The organism is Pyramidobacter sp. C12-8 (genome assembly GCF_002007215.1).
In the GTDB taxonomy this organism is placed as follows: Bacteria; Synergistota; Synergistia; order Synergistales; family Dethiosulfovibrionaceae; genus Pyramidobacter.
Genome location: NZ_MUHX01000023.1, coordinates 1 through 21,853, shown reverse-complemented (window position 1 = coordinate 21,853; position 21,853 = coordinate 1). Strand labels below are relative to the sequence as shown.

Sequence of the window (21,853 nt, the reverse complement as noted above, 5' to 3'; positions counted from 1 at the left end):
GAGATCTCATTCCCGCGGACGCGCGCCCTTCATTCCTCCCTGACGACGACGGCGTGCGGATTGTCGGGATTGGGATAACCCTTGGTCTTGCCCGTCAGCGACGTGATCTCGATCGCCAGCACGTTGACCACTTTCTCCAGTTTGGCGTCGGCGACGGAGTAGTTCTCCCTGACGTCACCGTAATGGGCGTGGAGCAGGTCGATGGCGCGGCGCTTTTCACCCAAGTCGGTGACGACGCGCACCTTTCCCTCGCCCATGACGCTGCGGTAGATGCCCCATTTATAGCCGGCCTTGACGGGGCTGGGAACCAGCTCGTAGCCGGCGACGACGTGAAAAGCCACGTCGGGGTGCGTCCGCATCGTTTCCGCCGTGCGCCCCTGCATGGCGCCGTGGATGTAAAGGCAGTTGTCGCCCAGGCCGTAATGAACCGGCACCGAGTAGGGTTTCCCCGCCGGGTCGATCAGCGCCAGATGAAGGATCTCGGCTTCTTCGAGGACCTTGCGGATCCATGCTTCTGACGTCACTTCGCGGTCTTTTCTTCTCAATAAAGATCCCCCCAGACGAATCAATTGACGAAACGGCGCCGGCGGCGACAGGCAGTTCCGCAGCCGGCCGCACAGAATCGGGGCGCGGGTCCTACTTGACGAACTTGGTCTTGTAGGCGAACTTGGAGATGACCATGTTGCCGAACACGGCGATGAGGATGTACCCCCAGCTGGGCAGCGGAACGAACTTGCGCACCAGCAGCACCAGCGGCAGCGCGTACAGGGCGATGCGGGGCTTCTTGACCACGAACTGCATCAGCACGGCGCCGAACAGCGCCGGCAGAATCAGGTTGGAGATCGCGTTCTTGACGGTCTGAGGCAGGACGCCCAGGATCTGGTAGCCGAAGACGACGAAGATCGTCAGGATCGTGATGTTGGTGACGATCGAACCGGCGATGCCCATCGTGGAGATGATCTCGCCCTTGTCGGAACCGGCCTCGTTGTTGGTAACGTCAAGCGCGGTGGCGGCGGCGGGGACGCGCATCTGTCCCATGGAACCGGCGAGGATCCCCATGTAGGAACCGGCCGTGCCAAGCACGGTGTAGTAAGTGATCGGCTCGATGACGTAGAACGCGCCATAGGCCGCGGCGATCTGTCCCCAGCCGGCCAGCAGGTCGCCGATGCTCGGCGCGGCGCCGTAGGCCAGCGAGAGGACGATATTGGGCAGGAAGCTGCAGCAGATTGCCAGGAGCATGGTGACGCGGCCGACGCGAACGACCGATTTGTTCCATTCCGTTCTGAAATCCATGTGAACGGCCTCCTCACATAAAGAAGTAACCGCAGATCAGGCCGGCGATGATGGCGAAGCCCAGCGAATAGTCCTTGATCCAGGGATGTTTTTTGCCGAGCTGAATCAGCACGAACATGGAGACAGCGCCGATGATCGCGGCGACGGTGCGGCCGCTGAACGTGACCAGATAAGGGCTGGTCATGTGACTGTAAAGGCCGATGCTCGCCGTGGCGGTAAGAATGGCGCGCCATGCCTTGTCGGTGCCGCCGATCTTGTCGCTGACTTTGTCCATCCTGTGGGTGAACAGCCACACCATCAGCAGCCAGCCGCAGCCGTTCACGCTCATCGTGAACCAGGAAACGGCCATCTGATTCAGGCCGTAGCCGGCGCCGCCCAGTTCCACGCCGCAGGCTGCGGCGCCGGTGCGGGCAGCGGTCAGCTCGGTGGCGGCCGAGCCGATCATGGACAGGCGGATCCAGGAGATGGGGCCGCCAACGACCGAAATCATGGCCAGAATGACGATGACCTGGGCGATAGCGGGGCCCGTGGCGGAGATCATGCCGCTCTTGAAGGCGCGGTTACAGGCGGCCCTGTCGAGGCCGACGCTGCCGGCGAACTTGTAGCCCAGCTTCACGTAGCGGAGCGCCAGCAACGCGACGATGCTGACGCTGATGGCGGCGCACCCCCAGAAAGGCGCCGCGTTGCCGATCTTCAACAATTCTTCCATAAAAGAGCTCCTCCTTGGGCGGGAACGAAAATTTTGAGAGCGCGGGACGAGCCGAACGGTTCCGGAACGCTTTCTGCGAAAAAAAACTAGAATTTCGGCGGGAATTTCTCGACGAAGCCGGTAACCGCTTCGTAGGCCGAAGCGAACTGCAGCGCCTCGAACTCCCGGTGCGGCGCGGCGACCAGCTGCAGGCCGATGGAAAGGCGATTCGCGCCGCCGAATCCGGCCGGCACCGTGCAGACGGCGTTGCCGCCCATGGTCCACGGCGTGACGATCTCCATCCAATTGTGATAGGTGCGCATCGGCGTGCCGTCGATCGTCTCAGGCCAGTGAACGTTCTTGTCGAAAGGGAAGCAGCAGGCGGTGGGCGAGACGATGTAGTCGTAATCGTCGTAAACCTTGAGCATGGCGTGATAGAACTCGGTGCGCTTCTCGAAGGCGCGGTACACCTCCTGGGCGCTCATGGTCAGCGAACCCTCGTACTCCCAGCGGCTCTCCGGCTTCATCAGGTCCTGACGGCATTTGTCGTACCACGGCTTCAGCGAGGACGCGCAGTAATGGCGGATGGGCAGCCAGATGGTCTCCCAGAACTCGTTCATATTGTAAAAGGGCTCGATGTCCTCGACCGCCGCGCCGAAGTCCTTCATGCGTTCCACAGCCGCGCGGCAAGTTTCCAAGACGCCGGGCTCGGTGGGCAGCGCGCCGCCCCAGTCGCCGATCCAAGCCACGCGAACGCCCTTCTGATCCTTTTTCAGCGCCTCGCGCACGTTCGCCGGCGTCAGCGCTTTTACGCGCGGATCGGCCTCGCGGGTCAGCGGGAACTTGGCGTCGTAGCCGGCCATGGTGGCGAACAGCAGGGCCACGTCGGCCACGGTGCGCCCCATGGGCCCGTTTGTGGCCATGGAGTTGGTGAACAGTTCGGTGCCGCCGGAGGGGACGGCGCCGATGGATGGGCGCAGGCTGACGATGTTGCACCAGCCGGCGGGATTGCGCAGCGAGCCCATGAAGTCGCTGCCGTCCGCCACGGCCTGCATCCTCAAAGCGACGGCGCAGGCTGCGCCGCCGGACGAGCCGCCGCTGCTGCAGTTCTCGTCGTAAGGATTGCCGGTGGCGCCGAACACTTCGTTGTAGGACTGGGAACCGTAGCCGAACTCGGGCGTGTTGGTTTTGCCGATGATGATGGCGCCGTCGCGCTTCATCGCGGTGACGACAGCGCCGTCGGCGTCGGGGATCCAGTCCTTGAGAAGCAGCGATCCCTTGGTGGTGCGGATGCCCTTGGTGGGAACCAGATCCTTCACGGCCTGCGGGAAGCCTTGCATCCAGCCGTTGTCCCTGCCGGATGCCAGCTCGGCGTCCTTTTCACCGGCCTGTTCCAGCAGCGCCTCGCCGTCGACGCAGGTGACGATGGCGTTGACGCGGGGATTGGTCTTGTCGATGTGATCAAGGTAGGAAGCCATCACCTCGCGGCAGGAAACTTCCCTGGCGTGGATGGCCTTGGACAGATCCACAGCCGTCATTTCGACAACAGTATTGCTCACGAGAATTACCCCTTTCTGGCGTTTTCATGAAAAATTCCTTCCCATAAGACAATTTTGCTGAACTTATGAAGGACTGAACTGGCTGTTATTTTATAAATTTCGTCAGCTGCGATCAATCTGGGATAAAAATCTTGCCTATGTTAGAATTCTGATGTACTGCCGCGGGAAAGAGGCGGAAAAACTTTTCGTTTCGCCGCCGTTCAGGGAAGAGGATCCGTACCGTGCCGCTTTAGAAAGCGCCGGCGGTCCGTCGGAAAACGGCTGCGGAAGCGTCACTTTCTGACGGCCGGCGCAGCAGACGAATTCCTATGAAGATGAGGCGAATTTCATGATTCCGGAAGATTTTGCCGAAAAGATCACGTTCAACCGCACCTGGGATCTGCTTTCCCATCGCTGGAAGTTCTACGTCGTCTATCTGCTGGGCGAGCGGCCGCTCCGTTTCGGCGAGCTGCGGCGGCTTTGCGCGGCAGTGTCGCGCGTGACGCTGACCGGCTACCTGCGCCAACTGGAGCAGGAAGGTTTTATCAGTTGCCACAAGCTCAGCGAGCCGGCGCTTTTCGCCGAATACGCGCTGACCGACTTGGGACGCAGCGCGCTGCCTCTGGTGCGCCAGTTGATCGCGTGGGGCGACGAGGCGGACTGATGCATAACGACAGCAAATCCTTTTCGGTCAAACAGAAGCTCATCAACGCCGAACACAGAAGTGATCTCGACGAAGCCAATTGGGAGCTGGCGCAGTATCTGCTGCTCCACTACAACGAGATCGACCGCATGAAAACGCGCGACCTAGTAGTACAATGCCATACTTCATTCTCCACTGTACAACGTTTCTGTCGAAGCTTAGGATTTGATAACTTCTCAGATCTACGGAAAGCTAAAATGAACATCCCAGAAAATCAATACGAAATCGCGCTTGACAACTTCGGCCGCGGACTCTATGAGCCGCGGCGGCTTTACGACGAGATCCTGAGGAACGTCTGGGGCGTCGGCCAAAAAATGGATTGGAATCGCCTGCGCTGTCTTGCCGAAGCGATGGCGGCCGCGCGCAGTATCATCATTTTCGCCGTGCGTCCCTATTCTTTCGTGCTGCAGGAATTCCAGAGCCAATCTATTGCTCTCAATAAACCGTTGTTTATTTTAGATGACATTTGTACTCATCGCAGTATCATTGAGCGCCTATTGAGCAGCGACCTGTGCCTGATCACTGTATCACCCGCCGGCTGTCTGATTCCCGCTATCAAAGACGAGCTGAACAAAATCGCGGGCTTCAAGACGGCTCTCTACTGCCCGGGGGCGTTGGCCCGCGAAGGGGCGACCGACTGTCTGCGAAGCTATGATCTGACGTTCCCGCTGACGCTGCGGAGCGACGCCTACAATTATCTCGAAATCTACGGCAAGTACGCCGTCGGCTATTTTTTCGACCTGCTGCTGGGCGAGGTGATCCGCCGAGTCGGCGGCAAAAAGCAAGAGCGGCGTCGCACGAAGGACACGCGGCAAACGATGTTCCACGTGGAACATCGCACGTAAAAACGTCCGACGATCCAGTCATCGTCGGACGCGGCGTTATCACAGGCTTTTTGCGCAACAGGATTTTCTGTTTAGAAAGCGCCGCCGGAGCTCAGGCGGTGCAGAAAAACGATCTGCGGCCGTCCCGTCTCGGGGTTGGGAGCAACGCTGGCCTCCACACGGTAAACGGCGCGGATCAGTTCGGGCGTGAGCACCTCGGCCGGAGCACCGCTGGCGAAGACCTGACCGTCCTTCATCACGTAAATGCGGTCGCAGTACTGTGCCGCCAGGTTCAGGTCGTGCATGACGACCAGCGAGGTGACGCCGAGACTGCGCAGCAGGTCCATGATCTCGAGCTGATAATAGATGTCGAGGTGGTTGGTGGGCTCGTCGAGGATCAGAAAGTCCGTCTCCTGCGCAATGGCACGGGCAATCAGAGCGCGCTGTTTTTCGCCGCCGGACAGCGAGGCAAAACTGCGTCCGCCCCGTTCCCGCATTCCCACGTATTCCAACGCGCGCTCCACCAACTCGAAATCATGCGCGTCGTCGCGCTGCAACGCCTTTTTGTGCGGATAACGCCCCATCGCGGCGATCTCGCGCACGGTGAAGTCGAACTGTCCCGGCATCTCCTGCGGCACTGCCGCGGCGCGGCGCGCGAATTCCCGGGCGCGCAGACCCCAAACCTCTTCGTCGTCCAGCAGGATCGAACCGAAGCGCGGCCTATTGACGCGGTATGCGCAGCGCAGCAAACTGGATTTGCCGCTGCCGTTGGGGCCGATCACGCCGACGAACTCGCCGCGTTCCACTTTCAAGTCGGCGCCGCTCACGATATCCGCGGTTCCGACTCCCCAGCGCAGCGATTCGATTGTCAGCTTCATCGCGGGGTTCTCCCGCTGCTTTTGAGCAGCCAGATGAAAAACGGCGCGCCGATAAAGCCCGTGACGATGCCCAGAGGAAGCTCCCGCGGAGCCAGAGCGGTGCGCGCGAACACATCCGTCCAGATCAGAAAGCTCGCTCCCGCGAGCGCCCCCACCGGCAGGAGGCGGCGATGGTCGGAACCGACCAGCAGCCGCACGGCGTGCGGAACGATCAGTCCGACGAAACCGATCGAACCGCTGACCGCTACGATCACCCCGGTCAGCACCGAAGTGGCGGTGAACAGAAGACGGCGGAATTTCGTCACGTCCACGCCGAGCGCCGCCGCGTTCTCGTCGCCCAGCAGCAAGGCGTTGAGCGGGCGCGACTGGGCGATGAACAGGGCAAGAGAACCGATCAGCACGAAAAAAGGCAACGGCAGACGATCCCATCTTGCGCCGCCGAGCCCGCCGAGCATCCAGAACATCGCCGATTCGGCGCCGTTGCGCTGTTCCAGATAGACCATGAAATTGGTCACGGCCATAAACACGTACGACACGGCAAGTCCCGACAGGACCATCCGCACCGGCGTCAGGCCGCTGCCCTGACGCGCTATGGCGAAAACCAGCACGAAAGCCAACGCCGCACCGGCAAAGGCCAGCGCGGAGACTCCGGACATGCCGGTCAGAGCGATGCCGAAAACCCGCGTCATGAAGAGCATGGCAAACACCGCCCCCGCACATGCGCCCGAAGAAATCCCCAGCAGATAGGGATCGGCCAGCGAATTGCGGACCAGCGACTGGATCACCGCCCCCGCGGTGGCAAGGCCCGCGCCGACGACAGCGCCGAGCAGCACGCGCGGGAAACGGATCATCCAGACGATACCGACTTCGTTGCGCGGCCATTCCGCCCCGAACCATTGCCAGTCCGGAAACATCTGATGGAGGATGATGCCCCACACATGCCGGAACGGCAGCGGCGCCGTCCCCATCGATACTCCCAGAGTTACGCTGAAAAACAGCAGGATCGTCAAGAGGATCAGCAGCGGCGCCAGATCTCGTTTGACAAAGAACCGGTTCACTTAAAATATCGCGGGATACAGCCCGCGAGCGATCAGTTCCAGTCCGCGAACGGCTCGCGGACCCGGATAGACTTCGTCCACCGACATGTAGATCAGTTTTTTGTCGCGGACGGCTTTGACGCCCTGCAGCGCGGGATGGTCGAGCAGCATGGCCTTGCTTTCGTTTTCCGGCGTGGCGCGGTATTCGAGGATCAGGATCACGTCGGGATCGCGGGCGACGACTTCTTCCCACGTCACCTTGATCCAGCTGCTTTCCACGTCGTCGAAGACGTTGGCGGCATGCGCCAAGCGGAGCAGAGCGCTGGGCATGGCCTGTCCGCCGCAGGAGCGAGGCACGTCTTCGTTGGGCGTTCCGAAGCTGCGGAAGATGAACACGCGCGGACTTTCTCTCACGCCGTCAAGTTTTTCCCCTACGGTCGCGACTCTCGCTTTCATGCCGGCGATCACCGCCTCGGCCTTATCCTGCACGTTGAAAATCACGCCCAGGGTGCGAAGGTCGTTATAGGTATCTTCCAGCGTCACAGGCGGCTTGTCCATCACGCGGATCAGCGATTCCGTGATGGCGTAGCTCTTGACGCCATGCTTTTCCAGCTCTTCGGGCGTGACGGCGTTGCCGGCCGTGCTGCCGGGGATATCGAGGCCGTAGTTGTAGCCCGACAGGAAAAAGTCGGGATTGGCGCCGAGCAAAGTTTCCAGCGCAATGTAACCTTCCTGGGCCACGGGGATCTTCGCCAGCTTCTCGCGGTATTCGGGGGAAACCTGGTGTTTCGAGCCGGGGAATCCCGCATAACCTACGAGCCGGTCTTCAAGACCAAGCGCGAACATCAGCTCGATGATATTGCTGTCGCCGTTGGTGACGACGCGCTCGGGCGCTTTTTCAAAGACGATCTTGCGGTCGCCGTTCTCGACGGTTACGGGATAAACCGTTTCTGCCGCGCCTGCGGCTGCGGCGAAAAAAACGGCGCTCAGCAGCGCCGCAAAAATGACGTGAAGCGATTTCCTCATCATAGGACCTCCGATTCAAATAAGATGACAAAGCGACGCGGCCCCGAAAGGCTGCGAAAAAAGCCCTGCTCCGCGGATCGTTCCACGAGAACAGGGCCTGCATTTTTTCAACGCACGACGGAGCGCCGTCCGTCCTTCTGCGCGCACGCCTTACGGACGCAACGGCAGGCCTCCTGAAAAGCTTCTTTCAGCTACTTGAACAGTTCGGGATAAAAGGCTTTGGAAATCAGTTCCAGGCCGCGGATGGCGCGGGGGCCGGGATAGGCGTCTTCGATGCGAATGATGTAAACGCGCCCATCCTTCACGGCGTTCACGCCCTGCAGCGCGGGATTCTCGAGCAGCAGCTTTTTACGTTCCTCGCCGTTCGTCGTACCGGCTTCCAGCAGCAGGATCACGTCGGGATTGCGCGCGACGACCTCTTCCCACGTCACCTTGATCCAGCTGCCGTCGACGTCGGCAAAGATGTTGCGCGCCTTCGCCATCGTCACCAGAGCGCTGGGCATGGCCTGAGCGCCGTTGGAACGGGGAGGCTGATCGGGGGCGCTCCAGGTGGGATGGATGAACACGTTCAAGGGCTTGGCCAAGTCGAGCTGCGACAGCTTGGCTTCCACCGCCGCGGCGCGCGCTTTCATGCCGTCGATCACCTGCCGCGCCTTGTCCTGCGCGTCGAAGATCACGCCCAGCTTGGTCAGGTCGGCGTAGGTGTCCTCGAGGCTGACGATGGGCTTTTTCATCACGTGGATCAGCGACTCGGTGATGGCGTAGCTCTTGACGCCGTGCTTTTCCAGCTCTTCGGGCGTGATGGCACCGCCGGCCGTGCTGCCGGGGATGTCAAGTCCGTAGTTGTAACCCGACAGGAAAAAGTCGGGATCGGTGCCAAGCAGCGCTTCCAGCGTGATGTAGCCGGGCGCGGCAACGGGGATCGCCTTGAGCTTCTCCCGGTATTCCGGCGAGACTTGACCGCCGTACTCGGGGAATCCCGCGTAGCCCGCCATGCGGCTTTCGAGGCCGAGGGCGAACATCAGTTCAATGATGTTGCTGTCGCCGTTGGTGACGACGCGCTCGGGCGCTTTTTCGAAGACGATCTTGCGGTCGCCGTTCTCGACGGTTACGGGATAAACGGTCTCCGCCGCGAAGGACGCCGCGGTTATGGCCAGTAAACCGGCTGCCGCAAAAAAGCTGCGAAGAATCTTTTTCATGCTGTGAACCTCCTGCGCAAAAAAACGTGACCCGGCCCCCGCCGGCTCGCCTCTATAGAAAACGCGGGCATAAAAAAAGACACGGTCCGCGGCCGTGCCTTTAGAGACAGTGATATCTGCTGCCCTGAAAAGATTTCGCCCGCGCAAAAGCCTTCCTTCGCGTCGCCCGGCGCGTATCCTGACTCCCCATCGTCCTCCGCGGCGCCCTTCCCAAAGGCCGAAAGCCTTCAGTGAGCGTGATACCGCTTCGTCAGGGGTTACAGTGGCGGGGCCGCGCAGGATTTTCACCTGCTTCCGACGCCCGGCGACGTTCCATTTTCACATATTTTAAGCGCCTCCAGGCCCCCTGTCAAATCCTGAGGCAGGACGGGACTGAAGCGGGACCCGCGCAGACAGCGCGGCGTTTTTGTGCTATGCTTGGCTCACCAAATGGGATCATTCCGAAGGGGAGGTCGCTCGTTATGAAACGTATTCTTGCAAAAATTTTCCCGGCGCTTTTCGCCGCCGCGGCGTTGGCTGCGCCCGCCATGGGCGCCGATCTGCGCGAGCTGCTCGCGGCCACGCGGACGGCGCAGAAAACCGGCGAGATCATCCTCGTCGTCGACCGCACCCTGACCCTGTGGAAGAAAAGCGATGCCGGCGCCTGGCAAAAGACGCTGGAAGCGCCGTGCGGCTACGGCAAGCTGGGGCTGACGGAAAACAAGCGCGAGGGCGACAAAAAGACGCCCGTCGGCGCCTTCCCGATCCTGCACGCCTTCGGCAACAAGCCCAACCCCGGCACGGCCATGAAATGGCGCCCAGTGACGCCCTCCTCCTACTGGGCCGACGACGTAAACCAGCCGAAAATCTACAACACCTGGGTGGAGAGCGCGAAAAAAATCCACGGCGAACACCTGGCCGACTACTATCAGTACGATTACGCCATGGCCGTCGGCTACAACTCCGACCCCACCGTGCCGGGACGAGGGTCGGCCATCTTCGTCCACGTCAAATCCCGCCGCCACTGGACCACCGCCGGCTGCCTCTCGCTCGAACGCCGGGACATGATCGAGCTGCTGCGCCAGTGCCACGACGGCGCCTGGATCGTCATCGTCCCGAAAGCGGAGCGTCTCGCCCGTTTTTAGACGGAGCCATACCGAATACAAAAGCCATTTCTTTCATCATTCGCCGCGGCGATAAAAACTGCCCCGCCTTTCTCGGCAAGCGAGAAAGGCGGGGCAGTTTTTATCGCCGCGGATCAATCCTGAGGCCTGTTCAGCGCGCGGTCGAGGTTGCGCACGAAATCCTGCGTGTTGGTGACCATGCTGACGGCCGTGACGGTGCCGCGGTCGGACAGCTTGTTGACGGCGAATTCCTGCACGTCGACGGTATACATGTAGACGGGACGGACGACGCCGTCGAACTCGTTGTACGAGGGGGTCATGTTGCCGGTGGCGATGGTGTAAAGGATCGCTGACATCATGATCATGGTCGAGGTCTTGCGGGCGTGGACGCGCATGGCGTTCTGAGCGGCGTAGACGTTGTTGCAGGCGCCGGGCAGGGCCAGGCGGTCGCGGATGGTGCCGGCCATGACCAGAGCTGTGCCGCATTCGACGCAGGCCTTGACGAAGCCGTCTTTGACCTTGCCGGAGGCGACGAGCGCTTCCAGCGAACCGTAGGAGTTGGCGAGGTTGATGGTGTCGTAGAGGTTGTAGGTGCTGTTCTGCTCGTGTTCGAAGATTTTCTGTCCCCACGACGTGTCGAAGACGCCGCGCTCGAGATCGAAAGCGGCGGTTTCGGAACCGCAGAAGACGGCCTGCACGTAGCCGTTGCGGATCAGGCGCTCCAGGCCAAGACGCGAGTTCTGGTCGAGGGCCAGCGCCGTACCGATGACGAGCGTCACGTAGCCGCGGTGTTCGCGCTCGTGCCGCAGCACTTCGTAGAGCGTGTCGTAGTCGAGCGAGTAGGCGGTCTCGCGCGAACGGCCTTCGCGGAAAGCGAAGGTGTCGGAGGTCGCGGTTTCGGCGAGGAAGCCCTGCGTCCACACGTAGATGCCTTCGCTGGCGTCTTCGGTACGGCCGATCACGACTTTGTCGCCTTTTTTCAGGTTACGGAACTCGACGATCTCGACGCGCTCCCGGCCGGGCGTGTCGCGGGCCACGCAGACGGTGTCCATGCGGCTCTGCGTCGCCAGTACCCATTTGTCGTTGATCTTGAAATACTCGGGGTAGACCGACAGGGCGTGGTAACGACGGGGGCTGATCCCGTCGCGCTCGACGGTTTCGAGACGGCAGTTGGGCGCGTTTTTCAGGAACTCCTGCTCAAAATCGGGGTGGCGATATTTCGGCATTTCGAAATTCATTTGCCCGCCTCCTCACGCTGCGCGTTTTTGACGACGACGAATTCCTCGGCGGGGACTTCCATCGCCTCCACCTGCTCCCGGGCGACGGCGCCGATCAGCGCGCGTTCGCAGTTGACGACGAAGTCCTGGACGTTGGTGTTCATCGGCACGACGGCGATGCGCTCGCGGGCCGCGACTACCTTGTTGGTGACGTTCTCGGTGATGTCGATGGTGTACATGTAGACCGGCGTGATGGCGCCGTCTTTTCGCACGTGATAGCTCGACGCCATGTTGGCGACGGAAAGGCTGTGCAGCATCGTGGCGATGCCGATGATCAGCGTGGCCTTGTCGAGGTGCTTTTTCATCTCCGTCAGCGCCTTGTCGGTGTCGCCGATCACTTCGGGCAGCGGGCCGTCGTCGCGGATCGAGCCGGCGAGGACCAAGGGCACGTTCATCGAGACGAGCGTCTTGATGATGCCGTCTTTGACGTGGCCTTCGTTGATGAATTTTTTCGTGGAGCCGGCCGTGCGCACTTCGTTGAGCAGGTCGAGGTGGTTGTAGTGCCCCATCGGCTGGTTTTCCTGCGTGTAGATGTTCTGTCCCAGCGCGGTGCCGAGGAAACCGCCCTCGAGGTCGTGCGTAGCCATGGCGTTGCCGCCCATCATGCAGCTGATGTAGCCGTTCTCGGCCAGGTGGTTGAGGGCGACGCGCGTGTCGTAGTCGAAGACGACGCTCGGCCCCAGCACCCAAACGATGTAGCCTCCGTTGTCGCGCTCGTATTCGAGCTGCGCGAACAGCTGTTCGTAATCGGTCGTGTAGGCGGTCTCCACGGCGCGGCCGGGCGTGGCGTAAACGCTTTCGGGGAAGCCTTCCTTGTACACGAGGACGCCCTCGGAGCCGTCGGTCGCGCGCCCCAGAACGACCTCGTCCCCCACTTCGAGGTCGCGGATCTCCGTGACGGCGATTTTCCCCTCTTTGAGCACGGCCACGCAGTTCAGCGAATTGTGCTCCGGCAGCTGCCACGTTCCGTTGCAGCGATAAAAGGTTGGCAGATGGGTGGTCAGATAAAAACCGCGCGGCGCCACGCCTTTCTTCTCGACTTTCGCGCATTTCACTTCGCCCGCTTCCCGATACTTCGCGTCGGCGAAGTCGGGGCACGCAAAGACAGGCATTTCAAACTTCATGATTGCTCCTCTCTGGACGAACGAAACAGGTGGCCGATGTCCACCGTGTCTTTCTGTTCCGTCACTCGCTCTCGAAACTCGCTGGCCGTAACTTTCAGCCATTTCAGGAAGTTACGGTTGAAACTCCGCAGTGAATTGTAGCCGACCTGAAACGCGATATCCGTCACCGACTGATCGGTGCGAAGCAGCAGGTTCGCCGCCTCGTGGATGCGCAGGTAATTCAGGAAATTCGTAAAGTTCATCTCGACGATGTAGACCAGGGATTCGTTGACCATCCTGGGAGAGGCATTGAACTGTTCCGCCACGTCCAAAACGGTAAGATCGCTCGCAAAATTCCGATATATGTATTCGATGATCTTGCCGGCTTTCGGCGCGGGCAAAACCATGGAGACGCCGGGATTGTTCCGGTAGCAGCGGCGGAACTGCTGCGCTCCGATCCCTTGCTGGTCGGAAAAGACGCGGGACAGATGCGATATGTCGGAGTAATCGAGGATGTCGGCGATCTCCGCCAGGGAAATATTCGTGTGCAGCAGCAGAAACGTGACCTTCGACAGCTTCATTTCCTGAAGCAGCTCGTAAAAACCGAGCCCGGTCACCTTGAAGATGTAGCGGGAAAGCGACGCTTCGCTGACAAAATAGATCCGGCTCAGGTCCTGAAGCGTCAGCTTGCGGTGCAGATTCAGGTACATGTACTGAAAAATGTGGGGGGAACAGCTTTCTTCCTCTTTTTCAAGACGGGCCTGTCCGTCGGAACGTTCTTCCTGGTCCTGCGCCAAGCGCAGGTAGAGGACGACCAGTTCCACCAGCTTCGCCGTCAGGTACAGCTCGGACCACGACTGGCGGACGGCGGACGTTGCGATGGAAACCGGTTCGATCTCGCGGCGGATCTCGTCGAAGAGGGCCCTGACGCGCGGACGCTCCTGCTCCGGGACGCGCACGCCGCCGTAGCGATACAGAAGCGTGACCATGTCGAATTTCTCGTTTTCGATGTTGAACTGGTTTTTGACGATGAAATTCAGAAACTCGAACGGATAGATCAGCAGGTAATAGCACAGCGGTTCCTTCACTTCGACGATTTCGGAAATTTCCCATGGCAGTAGGGCGATGACCGCGCCCGGCTCCATCGCATAGTCTTTGTCGTAGATCCTGATCGTGCCTTTTCCCGAAAGGACGTAGAGGAAACGGCTGTTTTTGTGCAGCAGCGGCTTGGTCGGCGCGCTGTCCGACTGCACTTCGAAATAAGTCGCGACGCCCTCGCGGGACGCCGTGCGGTAAAATTCCTGAATTTCCACGCGCTTCCTCTGTCCGGGATTTTTCCGGGAAGTCATCTGTCCTCCCCCTTTTGCCGGCGCCTCCGGCGTCCCGAAGGCCCGCGGCGCTACGCCTGGATCCAGGTGCCGGTCGAGCCTTCCAGACCTTCCTTCGCCTTCTCCAGCGACGTGATCAGCGCCTTGCGGCCCGGTTTCGACTCGGCGAACTTGATGGCCGCTCTGATCTTCGGCAGCATGGAACCTTCGGCGAACTCCTTGTCCTCGATGTACTTCTTGGCTTCGGCCACCGTCAGCTTATCGAGCCACAGCTGATCCGGCGTGCCAAAGCGGATCGCCACTTTTTCTACGGCGGTGAGGATCACCACCACGTCGGCGTCGATCGTCTCGGCCAGCTTCACCGACGTGAAGTCCTTGTCGATCACCGCGTCGACGCCCTTCAGCACGCCGTCTTTCTCCACGACGGGCACTCCTCCGCCGCCGCCCGCGATGACGGTCACGCCCTGGTCGAGCAGCTTGCGGACGACCTCTTCCTCGACGATGCGGACAGGCGCCGGAGAGGCGACGACCTGACGGTAGCCGCGGCCGGCGTCTTCGGCCACGGCCACGCCCGCAGCTGCCAGTTTGTCGGCGTCTTCCTTGCTCATGAAGGTGCCGATCGGCTTGGTCGGGCGCTGGAAAGACGGGTCGCAAGCGTCGACCTGGACCTGCGTCACGAGAGTGGCGACGCTGTCGTTCATCTTCCTGGCGCGGAACTCGTTGCCAATGGCATTCTGCAGGTGGAAGCCGATGTAGCCTTCGCTCATGGATCCGCACTCCGGGAACGGCACGTAGGGCAGCTTCTCGCCCGATTTGGCGGCGATATCCATCGACTTCTTGATCATGCCGACCTGCGGGCCGTTGCCGTGACACACCAGCACCTGAACGCCGGACTGAACGAAATCGACGATGGAACGCGCGGAGTGCTTGACGCGTTCCTTCTGCTCCTCAGGCGTGTTTCCAAGGGCGTTGCCGCCCAGCGCAATGACTACTTTTTTCATTATAATCTCCTATCCTCTTAAATGGAAACCCTTTTTCAGGAAACGACATCCGCGCCGCCGGTCCTTATGACGACGCGCGCGCCGGGACGCAACCGGCCGAGTAGTTTTTTCGCAGCCAGATCGGCGAGGACGGTCCGCTCCATATACCCGGCAACAGGATGAGCGCCGCTCTCGGCGCGGTCGAAACCGGCCGTGACGGCGTCGAGCGTCGCTTCGTCCCACGACAGTTCGATCTGCTCTTCCTCAAGCTCTCTTTGCAGTTCCCGCAGGCGGAGTGTCAGCAGTTCCCGGCGCTCCCGCAGCGAAAAGTCCTCGAAGTAATAGACGCCGTCGAGTCCGTCCCGCAGCAGTTCGCGCACCGGCGGATCGCGGTCCGTGCCGGTGACGGTGAAAAAGAGCAGGGCGTTACGGAAGTTGACGGTCCGCCCCCTGTTGTCGGCGATCTCGCCGTCGGCGGCGAGGCGCGCGACCAAACTCAGCACTTCCGCGCCGGCATGATCAACCGATTCGAAGACGATCACGCTGTGAGGGCGCAGGCGCACCGCTTCCGTCAGAGCGCCGGCCGCGTCGTGTCCGACATAGCCGGGCGGCGCGCCGATCAGTTTATTGACAGAAGCTTTGTCGGTGAACTCGCGCATGTTGAAGGACAATGGCGAACGTTCGTCTTCGTAATAATGCTTCGCGAACAGTTCCGCCAGATAGCTCTTGCCGGTGCCGGAGGGACCGACCAGCAGGAAGCTGCCCACCGGACGGCGGCGCTTCATAAGGCCGCTGCGTGCCCGCAGGATGCTCTGCCGAACGGCGGAAACCGCGTCGCGATGGCCGACGAACTCGGCAAGCAGGCTCTTTCCGGCCTGCTCCAGCTTTTCGCTTTCGCTGCGGCCGATGCTCGACAGCGGGATGCCGGCGCGGACAGCGACGATGCGCTTGATCTCCTCTTCCGTCACTTCCCGCGAAACGGGGTAGTGCGGTCCGATCCGTTCGATCTCCGCGATCTTGGCGTCGAAAGCCTGCCGTTCCGCGACGAAGCGTTTCACGTCGTCGACGCGGTGAGCTTCCTGGGCGTCTTCCAGGCTGCGGCGCACTTCGTCGCGAAGCTCCTTGAGGCGCGACAGCTCGTCGAGACGCTCCACTTCCTTCTGCCAGGCGGCAAAACGTTCCCCGTAGCGGACGCGTTCGCCCTCGAGCTGTTTTTCCAGCGTCTGCCGCCGCCGCTGCGCCGCGGGATCCGCCTCGTCCAGCAGCAGGATGTGTTCCATCTCCCACTGGATGATGCGGCGGTTCCACTCGTCTAGCTCCTGCGGCATGGAGTCCATGCTCATGCGCACCATCGCGCCGGCCTCGTCGATCAGGTCGATGGCCTTGTCCGGCAGGGAACGGTCGGTGATGTAACGCTTCGAAAGCTGAATCGCGGCAATGAGCGCGCCGTCGGCGATACGGACGCGGTGATGCGTTTCGTATTTCGAGACGACGCCGCGCAGCATGGACAGCGCCGCCTCTTCGGAAGGTTCCTCGATGAGGATCTTCTGGAAGCGCCGTTCCAGCGCCCGGTCCGGCTCGATGTAGCGCCGGTATTCCTCGACCGTCGTGGCGCCGATCATGAGGATCTCGCCGCGGGCCAGAAAGGGCTTGAGGATGTTGGACGTGTCCATTGAGCCGGAGCTGTTTCCCGCGCCGATGATGGTGTGCAGCTCGTCGACGAAAAGAATGATGCGCCCCTTGGAGGCCTTGACGATCTCTAGGATCTCCTTGAGGCGTTCCTCGAAGTCGCCGCGGTACTTAGTCCCCGCCACCAGCGACGCCATGTCCAGCGAAAAGACGATGCGCCCGCGCAGCAGCGCCGGCGCGTCCTGTTTGGCGATACGCTGGGCGATTCCCTCGGCGATGGCCGTCTTGCCGACTCCCGCTTCGCCGATCAAAACGGGATTGTTCTTGAGACGGCGCGAGAGGACGCGGAAACATTCGTTGATCTCCTCGTCGCGTCCCAGCACCGGATCCATCAGACCTTCGCGGGCTTCCTTCGAGAAGTTGCGGCCGAAGCAGTTCAGAAGCTCCATCTGCTCGGGGCTGATACCCAGTTCGTCGGAGGCGGTCAGACGGGCCGTCAGCATCGACTGCACGGACTCGACGGTGACGCCGAACTCGGCGGCGATGACCGTCGACGGTGCCTCGCGGTCGCGCAGAATGGCCAGATACAGATGCGGCGTGCGCACATAGGCGTCAAACGACGCGCGCGCGATCTCGCCGCTGACCAGGACGATCTTGTGATACTGGCGGCTGTAATACAGCTTGCTAACGCCGGGCGCGGCGCGGCGATTCTGCAGCGCCTCCGTCAGCTTCCGTTCGTACGACAGAAGATCGACGCCCGCTTCCAGGAGCCGATACTTGATCTCGCTTTCTTTTTGGCGCAGGATGGCCAGAGAGAGGTGCAGGTCCGTTATCTCCGCATGATCGCAGCGGATAGCGATGTTTTTCGCCTCCGCGAAGACGCGCAGGACCTCTTGCGAAAATTTCGAAGAGTCCATGGGCTCCTCTGCCGCCGCTAGCCGATCAGCATCCAGATCAGATGCGCCGCGATGCCGGCGCAGAGGCCGCCGATCGTGTGCGAAAGGATCGCGTTCCCGGTCATTTCCTTCATGTCAAGCGCGTCCATCATGGCGATATGCGTGGAGAAATAGCCGCTCCAGCACATGCAGATCGCCGTGAAGACCGCCAGATCGTTGCCCGTGGCCGCGCCCTTTTTGACAAGATCGCCCACCATGCCGATCGCCGCGCCGCTGCTGCCCAACGCCGTGATCGGCACGGCAATGGCCTGCGGCGACTGGAAGCCGAACAGCGGATCGAGCAGGAAACGGAGCTTTGAACCGATCAGCGGCAGCAGCGCCACCCCTTCGTCGGCCGCTCCGGTGTAGACGCCGTCCGCTCCCGGGCCGTTCGTCAGCATCAGCACGATCGTGCAGATCAGCAGCACGCCGGGAATGATGGAAATGCCCATATCGACGCCGCTCTTGCCGCCGTGCAGCATTGACTGGATGAAGCGCGAGCCGGCCGAACCTTCCCGCACGACGCGCATGTCCGCGGGGATCGTCTCGCCGCCGGAGACCGGCATCATCGTTTCGATACCGTAATAGGCCCTGGTTTTGCGCAGCATCAGACGCACCGAAACGACGGAACCGATTATCGCGCCTATATTGCCGATCAGGGCCGCCTTCATGGCTCCCTCGACCGACAGACTCATCATCGTTGTCGTGATGATCAACCCCATGCCAAACGCCGTGCCCAGATTGGTCAGCGCCGCCATCTGATACTTCCTGAAATAGCGCTTGAAGTTGTCGTCCTGGGCGAAGGCCAGGATCGCCGGGTTGTCCGACAGATAGCAGTTCATAATGCCCAGGGCGCTTGAGCCGGGAAGGCCGTACAGCGGATAAATAACGGGGCGCAGCGCCCGGTTGATCAGAGAGATCACGCCGAACTCCGACAAAAGCCCGGCCGCGCCGCCGGCCAGCACCGACACCGCCATCAGATAGAAGCAGACGGACGTCAGCAGCTGATACCCTGTCAGCATCATTGTTTTGAACATGTTGGTACAGCCCATGACGCTGCCGATACCCACGAAAAAGGCAAGAAAGAAAAAGAGAAAAACGAAAGCCTCTTTTCCGATCTCCTTCTTGAGTTTGACCGTTTCCCCGTTCGCCTTCATGGTTCCTCCTGTAAGAGAGCAGGGAGTGCGGTTTAACGCCACGCGATAAACCGCACTGCCCGCCGATTGGATGCTTATCTATATTCCCGGACGACGCTTACTTTTTGCCGGGAAAATACTTGGGATTGCCGAAGAAATCGTCGACGATCGCCCTGACCTTGCCGCTCATCATCACCATGCCCAGCATGTTGACAAAGACCACCAGCCCGAGCGTGAAGTCGAGGAACACGCCGGCGTGCTCGAAGGAGATGAACGCCCCCAGCAGGATCATCAGGCTGGCCACGACGCGGATGATCTTGCCGATCGCGGTGCCGAAGCAGAACTCGGCCTGCTTTTCAGCGTAGAAAACAATGACGATGATCGTCGAAAGCACGAACAGGAAAAGGCAGACGGAGATCAACACTGAGCCGAACGCGCCGAAAGCACCCGTGAACGCCTGATAGATGGCGATGTTCTGATTGGCGGGATTCTTCCAGACGTCGGAGACGAGGACGACCAGCGCGGAGATCGAGCAGACGATCAGAGTGTCGGCCACGACCTCGAAGATGCCCCACATGCCCTGACGGGCGGGGTGATCCGTGACGGCGGCCGCGTGGCCGTATCCGGCGGAGCCCATGCCGGCCTCGTTCGAGTAGCAGCCTCGGGCGATCCCTTTCTGCATGGCCTTGGCCAGCGTGGCGCCGACGATGCCGCCGGCGACGGACTGAGGATTGAACGCGCCTTGGAAGATGGACAGCAGCGCGCCAGGAACCTTCGCGCCGTTCATGACGATGATCACGAATCCGAAGATAATGTAAAGGCCGGCCATGAACGGAACCATTCTCTCGGTGACCTGGCCGATCCGCTTGACGCCGCCGAAGACGACGAGCGAAACAAGGATGAAAATGATAACGACGGAGACCTTCGGGTTGACGCCGAGCTGCTCGATCGGGCCGGCTGCGGAAAGCGTCTGCAGCGTGATCGAAGGCAGGATTTCGAGCATGAAGAAGAACGCGACCGTCCAGCCCATGATCTTGCCCAGCACGCCGCCGATGCCGTTCCTGAACGTGTAGGAAGCGCCGCCGACATACTCGCCGTCGACGTTGGTTTCACGATACTTGATGCTCAGCGCCACCTCGGCGAATTTCGTGCTGCAGCCGATGATGCCCGCCACCCACATCCAGAACACGGCGCCGGGGCCGGCCATGAAGATGATCACCGGAGCGACGACGATGTTCGCCGCGCCGATCGACGAGGCCAGAGCCGTCGAAGCCGCCTGGAACGGCGAGACCGTGCCTTCGCCGCCGACGTGCGAGTTGAACATCTTGCCGAACGTTTCCTTCATGATCGTGGTGAAGTACCTGAACTGCACGAAACGCAGCTGGAACATGATCAGAAGCCCGCCGCCCATGAGCAGGATCAGGATCGGCCAGCCCCAGAAAAAGTCGGTCAGCGCAACGATATTGTCGATAACGGATTGCATGAACGGTGAATCCATAACGATTCCTCCCTCTGTGTTTATACATGGCAGCGCGTGCCGCCGCTTCGGGCGGCGGACACGCGCCGGTCGCCGTTTTTCAGCTTAGCAGAGCGTCGCGTACATGACCGCCTTGATGGTGTGCATGCGGTTCTCGGCCTGATCGAAAACGTAGGACTGCTTCGACTCGAAAACCTCGTTGGTGACCTCCATCTCGGTGATGCCGAACTTGTCGGCGATCTCCTTGCCGACCTTGGTCTCGGTGTCGTGGAAAGAGGGCAGGCAGTGCAGGAAAATCGCCTGTTCGTTCGCGTTCTTCATCGCCTTGGCGTTGATCTGATAGGGGCTCAGCTGCTTGATGCGCTGCTCCCAGATCTCCGCGGGCTCGCCCATGGAAACCCAGATGTCCGTGTAGAGAACGTCGGCGTTCTTCGTGCCCTCGTCGACGTCGCTCGTCAGCGTCACAGTGCAGTAATTCTCTTTGGCAATTTCCTTGGCCGTCTCGACCAGCTTGGGATCGGGGAAAAGCTCCCTGGGAGCGCAGGCGACGTAGTTGACGCCCATCTTGGCGCAGGCGATCATCAGCGAGTTGGCCACATTGTTGCGGGCGTCGCCCATGTAGACGAATTTCAGCCCCTTGAGGTGGCCGAAGTGTTCTTCGATCGTCAGAAGGTCGGCCAGCATCTGCGTAGGATGCCATTCGTCGGTCAGGCCGTTCCACACCGGCACGCCGGCGTAAGCCCCCAGCTCCTCGACCGTCTTCTGCGAGAAACCGCGGTATTCGATGCCGTCGAACATGCGTCCCAGCACGCGCGCCGTGTCCTTGATGCTCTCCTTGTGCCCCATCTGCGAACCGGCGGGATCGAGATAGGTGACGCCCATGCCCAGATCGGCGCCGGCGACTTCGAACGAGCAGCGCGTTCTCGTCGAGGTCTTCTCGAAGAGCAGCACGATGTTCTTGCCCTCGAGGTAACGGTGCGGCACGCCCGCGCGCTTCATCGACTTGAAGTTCTTCGAGAGCTCAAGCAGATAACGGATGTCCTGGGACGAAAAATCCAGCAGCTTCAAAAAATTCTTTCCCCGCAAATTCTTAGCCATGTGGCGCCTCCTGAAAGTATGAGAATGTGTGTTACGATTTACGCTTAAAACTAATTGACTTATTTATTCTACAAAAAATACGAAACACTTGTGAGACATTTCTCTTTCATTTATTTGACTTTTTTTGCAGAATAGAAAACAGGGAGCCCGGACATCCGAGCTCCCTTAAAGTGCAATCCTGACGGCAACAGCCTTTGAGCGCTGCCGCCTTAAAAATTGTTTGCAATTCTCGTCCAATGACATGATATTTTTAAAGCGTAACACGAAAGGGTTCAAAGGGAAACTTGCGACGACCTGCTCTCCCGCGAAGCGAATCGCAGTACCATCGGCGCTGGAGGACTTAACTTCCGGGTTCGGCATGGGACCGGATGGACCTCCTCCGCAATTCTCACCAGCTCCTCTGTTCCATCAGACTCCCGCCGCCGTCATGGCCTAGCCGCAACGGTGCGAAAGCTAAATTTTTTCAGGCGAACGTATTCGTTTATTTTCGGACTTTCGTTTTCGTTCTTTGCGCGTCGGCCAGTTCCGCAAGCGCAGGAACAAAGAAAAAAACAGAGACACGGGCGACGACCTACTCTCCCGCGAAGCGAATCGCAGTACC

Annotated in this window: 19 protein-coding genes, 1 rRNA gene and 1 riboswitch; of the genes, 3 read left to right on the top strand and 17 right to left on the bottom strand. The window is 60.6% G+C overall.

Annotation, left to right across the window (positions count from 1 at the left end; translation table 11 throughout):
• Positions 1 to 29: 29 nt before the first annotated feature.
• The 4 genes from B0D78_RS08985 to B0D78_RS08970 all read right to left on the bottom strand — a co-directional run bounded on the left by B0D78_RS08985 (position 30) and on the right by B0D78_RS08970 (position 3,540).
• Positions 30 to 524 (bottom strand): pyridoxamine 5'-phosphate oxidase family protein, encoded by a 495-nt coding sequence (locus tag B0D78_RS08985; RefSeq protein WP_240496150.1) that lies wholly within the window; start codon positions 522 to 524, stop codon positions 30 to 32.
• A 112-nt stretch (positions 525 to 636) separates the two neighbouring features.
• Positions 637 to 1,293, bottom strand: a complete 657-nt coding sequence (locus B0D78_RS08980; RefSeq protein ID WP_078016638.1) for a hypothetical protein — start codon at positions 1,291 to 1,293, stop codon at positions 637 to 639.
• Positions 1,294 to 1,306: 13 nt separating this feature from the next.
• The gene (locus tag B0D78_RS08975; protein ID WP_078016637.1) at positions 1,307 to 2,002 is read right to left on the bottom strand and encodes a DUF5058 family protein; all 696 of its coding nucleotides are present in this window, start codon (positions 2,000 to 2,002) and stop codon (positions 1,307 to 1,309) included.
• Positions 2,003 to 2,088: 86 nt separating this feature from the next.
• Positions 2,089 to 3,540 (bottom strand): amidase, encoded by a 1,452-nt coding sequence (locus B0D78_RS08970; protein ID WP_205948291.1) that lies wholly within the window; start codon positions 3,538 to 3,540, stop codon positions 2,089 to 2,091.
• A gap of 328 nt (positions 3,541 to 3,868) precedes the next feature.
• Between B0D78_RS08970 and B0D78_RS08965 the strand changes: the two genes are divergently transcribed.
• Entirely contained in the window at positions 3,869 to 4,183 is a 315-nt protein-coding gene (locus tag B0D78_RS08965; protein WP_078016635.1) for a winged helix-turn-helix transcriptional regulator, read from the top strand.
• On the top strand, positions 4,183 to 5,067 hold the full coding sequence (locus B0D78_RS08960; RefSeq protein WP_078016634.1) for a MurR/RpiR family transcriptional regulator: 885 nt from the start codon (positions 4,183 to 4,185) through the stop codon (positions 5,065 to 5,067). The genes B0D78_RS08965 and B0D78_RS08960 overlap by 1 nt, the downstream gene beginning before the upstream one ends.
• Before the next feature lie 71 nt (positions 5,068 to 5,138).
• Here B0D78_RS08960 and B0D78_RS08955 read toward each other — a convergent pair whose 3' ends face one another.
• The 4 genes from B0D78_RS08955 to B0D78_RS08940 form a co-directional block, all read right to left on the bottom strand.
• Positions 5,139 to 5,924 carry an ABC transporter ATP-binding protein gene (locus B0D78_RS08955; protein WP_078016633.1) on the bottom strand — a complete coding sequence of 262 codons (786 nt, stop codon included), beginning with the start codon at positions 5,922 to 5,924 and terminating at the stop codon, positions 5,139 to 5,141.
• Positions 5,921 to 6,982: a FecCD family ABC transporter permease gene (locus B0D78_RS08950; RefSeq protein ID WP_078016632.1), complete on the bottom strand. Its 1,062-nt coding sequence runs from the start codon at positions 6,980 to 6,982 to the stop codon at positions 5,921 to 5,923. Before B0D78_RS08950 ends, B0D78_RS08955 begins: the two co-directional genes overlap by 4 nt.
• Complete coding sequence (locus B0D78_RS08945) at positions 6,983 to 7,987, bottom strand: ABC transporter substrate-binding protein (RefSeq protein WP_078016631.1); 1,005 nt, start codon at positions 7,985 to 7,987, stop codon at positions 6,983 to 6,985.
• A gap of 191 nt (positions 7,988 to 8,178) precedes the next feature.
• Positions 8,179 to 9,186, bottom strand: coding sequence for an ABC transporter substrate-binding protein (locus B0D78_RS08940; protein WP_078016630.1), 1,008 nt, complete (start codon positions 9,184 to 9,186; stop codon positions 8,179 to 8,181).
• A gap of 151 nt (positions 9,187 to 9,337) precedes the next feature.
• Positions 9,338 to 9,506, bottom strand: a riboswitch (cobalamin riboswitch).
• Between the two features lie 141 nt (positions 9,507 to 9,647).
• On the opposite strand from B0D78_RS08940, the gene B0D78_RS08935 reads away from it, so the two are divergent.
• Entirely contained in the window at positions 9,648 to 10,310 is a 663-nt protein-coding gene (locus tag B0D78_RS08935; RefSeq protein WP_168170076.1) for a L,D-transpeptidase family protein, read from the top strand.
• A 113-nt stretch (positions 10,311 to 10,423) separates the two neighbouring features.
• Here B0D78_RS08935 and B0D78_RS08930 read toward each other — a convergent pair whose 3' ends face one another.
• From B0D78_RS08930 to rrf, 9 genes are all read right to left on the bottom strand, one after another.
• Positions 10,424 to 11,527: an ornithine cyclodeaminase family domain gene (locus B0D78_RS08930; protein WP_078016628.1), complete on the bottom strand. Its 1,104-nt coding sequence runs from the start codon at positions 11,525 to 11,527 to the stop codon at positions 10,424 to 10,426.
• A complete protein-coding gene (locus B0D78_RS08925) occupies positions 11,524 to 12,690 on the bottom strand; it encodes an ornithine cyclodeaminase family domain (protein WP_078016627.1) in 1,167 nt (388 codons plus the stop codon). Before B0D78_RS08925 ends, B0D78_RS08930 begins: the two co-directional genes overlap by 4 nt.
• A complete protein-coding gene (locus B0D78_RS08920; RefSeq protein ID WP_078016626.1) occupies positions 12,687 to 14,018 on the bottom strand; it encodes a helix-turn-helix transcriptional regulator in 1,332 nt (443 codons plus the stop codon). Before B0D78_RS08920 ends, B0D78_RS08925 begins: the two co-directional genes overlap by 4 nt.
• 50 nt (positions 14,019 to 14,068) lie before the next feature.
• Positions 14,069 to 14,998 carry a carbamate kinase gene (gene arcC, locus B0D78_RS08915; RefSeq protein ID WP_078016625.1) on the bottom strand — a complete coding sequence of 310 codons (930 nt, stop codon included), beginning with the start codon at positions 14,996 to 14,998 and terminating at the stop codon, positions 14,069 to 14,071.
• Between the two features lie 35 nt (positions 14,999 to 15,033).
• On the bottom strand, positions 15,034 to 17,523 hold the full coding sequence (locus B0D78_RS08910; protein ID WP_078016624.1) for an AAA family ATPase: 2,490 nt from the start codon (positions 17,521 to 17,523) through the stop codon (positions 15,034 to 15,036).
• A 17-nt stretch (positions 17,524 to 17,540) separates the two neighbouring features.
• Entirely contained in the window at positions 17,541 to 18,698 is a 1,158-nt protein-coding gene (locus B0D78_RS08905) for a CD0519/CD1768 family membrane protein (RefSeq protein WP_078016623.1), read from the bottom strand.
• A gap of 97 nt (positions 18,699 to 18,795) precedes the next feature.
• Positions 18,796 to 20,175, bottom strand: a complete 1,380-nt coding sequence (locus B0D78_RS08900; protein WP_205948290.1) for an alanine/glycine:cation symporter family protein — start codon at positions 20,173 to 20,175, stop codon at positions 18,796 to 18,798.
• Between the two features lie 84 nt (positions 20,176 to 20,259).
• Positions 20,260 to 21,252: an ornithine carbamoyltransferase gene (gene argF, locus B0D78_RS08895; RefSeq protein WP_078016622.1), complete on the bottom strand. Its 993-nt coding sequence runs from the start codon at positions 21,250 to 21,252 to the stop codon at positions 20,260 to 20,262.
• A 281-nt stretch (positions 21,253 to 21,533) separates the two neighbouring features.
• A 5S ribosomal RNA gene (rrf, locus tag B0D78_RS08890) occupies positions 21,534 to 21,648 on the bottom strand.
• Positions 21,649 to 21,853 lie beyond the last annotated feature (205 nt).

Coding starts and splice junctions, on each gene's coding strand:
- B0D78_RS08980 (WP_078016638.1), bottom strand. CDS start 1,293: ATGGATTTCAGAACGGAATGGAACAAATCGGTCGTTCGCGTCGGCCGC.
- B0D78_RS08975 (WP_078016637.1), bottom strand. CDS start 2,002: ATGGAAGAATTGTTGAAGATCGGCAACGCGGCGCCTTTCTGGGGGTGC.
- B0D78_RS08965 (WP_078016635.1), top strand. CDS start 3,869: ATGATTCCGGAAGATTTTGCCGAAAAGATCACGTTCAACCGCACCTGG.
- B0D78_RS08960 (WP_078016634.1), top strand. CDS start 4,183: ATGCATAACGACAGCAAATCCTTTTCGGTCAAACAGAAGCTCATCAAC.
- B0D78_RS08955 (WP_078016633.1), bottom strand. CDS start 5,924: ATGAAGCTGACAATCGAATCGCTGCGCTGGGGAGTCGGAACCGCGGAT.
- B0D78_RS08945 (WP_078016631.1), bottom strand. CDS start 7,987: ATGAGGAAATCGCTTCACGTCATTTTTGCGGCGCTGCTGAGCGCCGTT.
- B0D78_RS08940 (WP_078016630.1), bottom strand. CDS start 9,186: ATGAAAAAGATTCTTCGCAGCTTTTTTGCGGCAGCCGGTTTACTGGCC.
- B0D78_RS08935 (WP_168170076.1), top strand. CDS start 9,648: ATGAAACGTATTCTTGCAAAAATTTTCCCGGCGCTTTTCGCCGCCGCG.
- B0D78_RS08930 (WP_078016628.1), bottom strand. CDS start 11,527: ATGAATTTCGAAATGCCGAAATATCGCCACCCCGATTTTGAGCAGGAG.
- B0D78_RS08925 (WP_078016627.1), bottom strand. CDS start 12,690: ATGAAGTTTGAAATGCCTGTCTTTGCGTGCCCCGACTTCGCCGACGCG.
- B0D78_RS08920 (WP_078016626.1), bottom strand. CDS start 14,018: ATGACTTCCCGGAAAAATCCCGGACAGAGGAAGCGCGTGGAAATTCAG.
- arcC (WP_078016625.1), bottom strand. CDS start 14,998: ATGAAAAAAGTAGTCATTGCGCTGGGCGGCAACGCCCTTGGAAACACG.
- B0D78_RS08910 (WP_078016624.1), bottom strand. CDS start 17,523: ATGGACTCTTCGAAATTTTCGCAAGAGGTCCTGCGCGTCTTCGCGGAG.
- B0D78_RS08905 (WP_078016623.1), bottom strand. CDS start 18,698: ATGAAGGCGAACGGGGAAACGGTCAAACTCAAGAAGGAGATCGGAAAA.
- B0D78_RS08900 (WP_205948290.1), bottom strand. CDS start 20,175: ATGGATTCACCGTTCATGCAATCCGTTATCGACAATATCGTTGCGCTG.
- argF (WP_078016622.1), bottom strand. CDS start 21,252: ATGGCTAAGAATTTGCGGGGAAAGAATTTTTTGAAGCTGCTGGATTTT.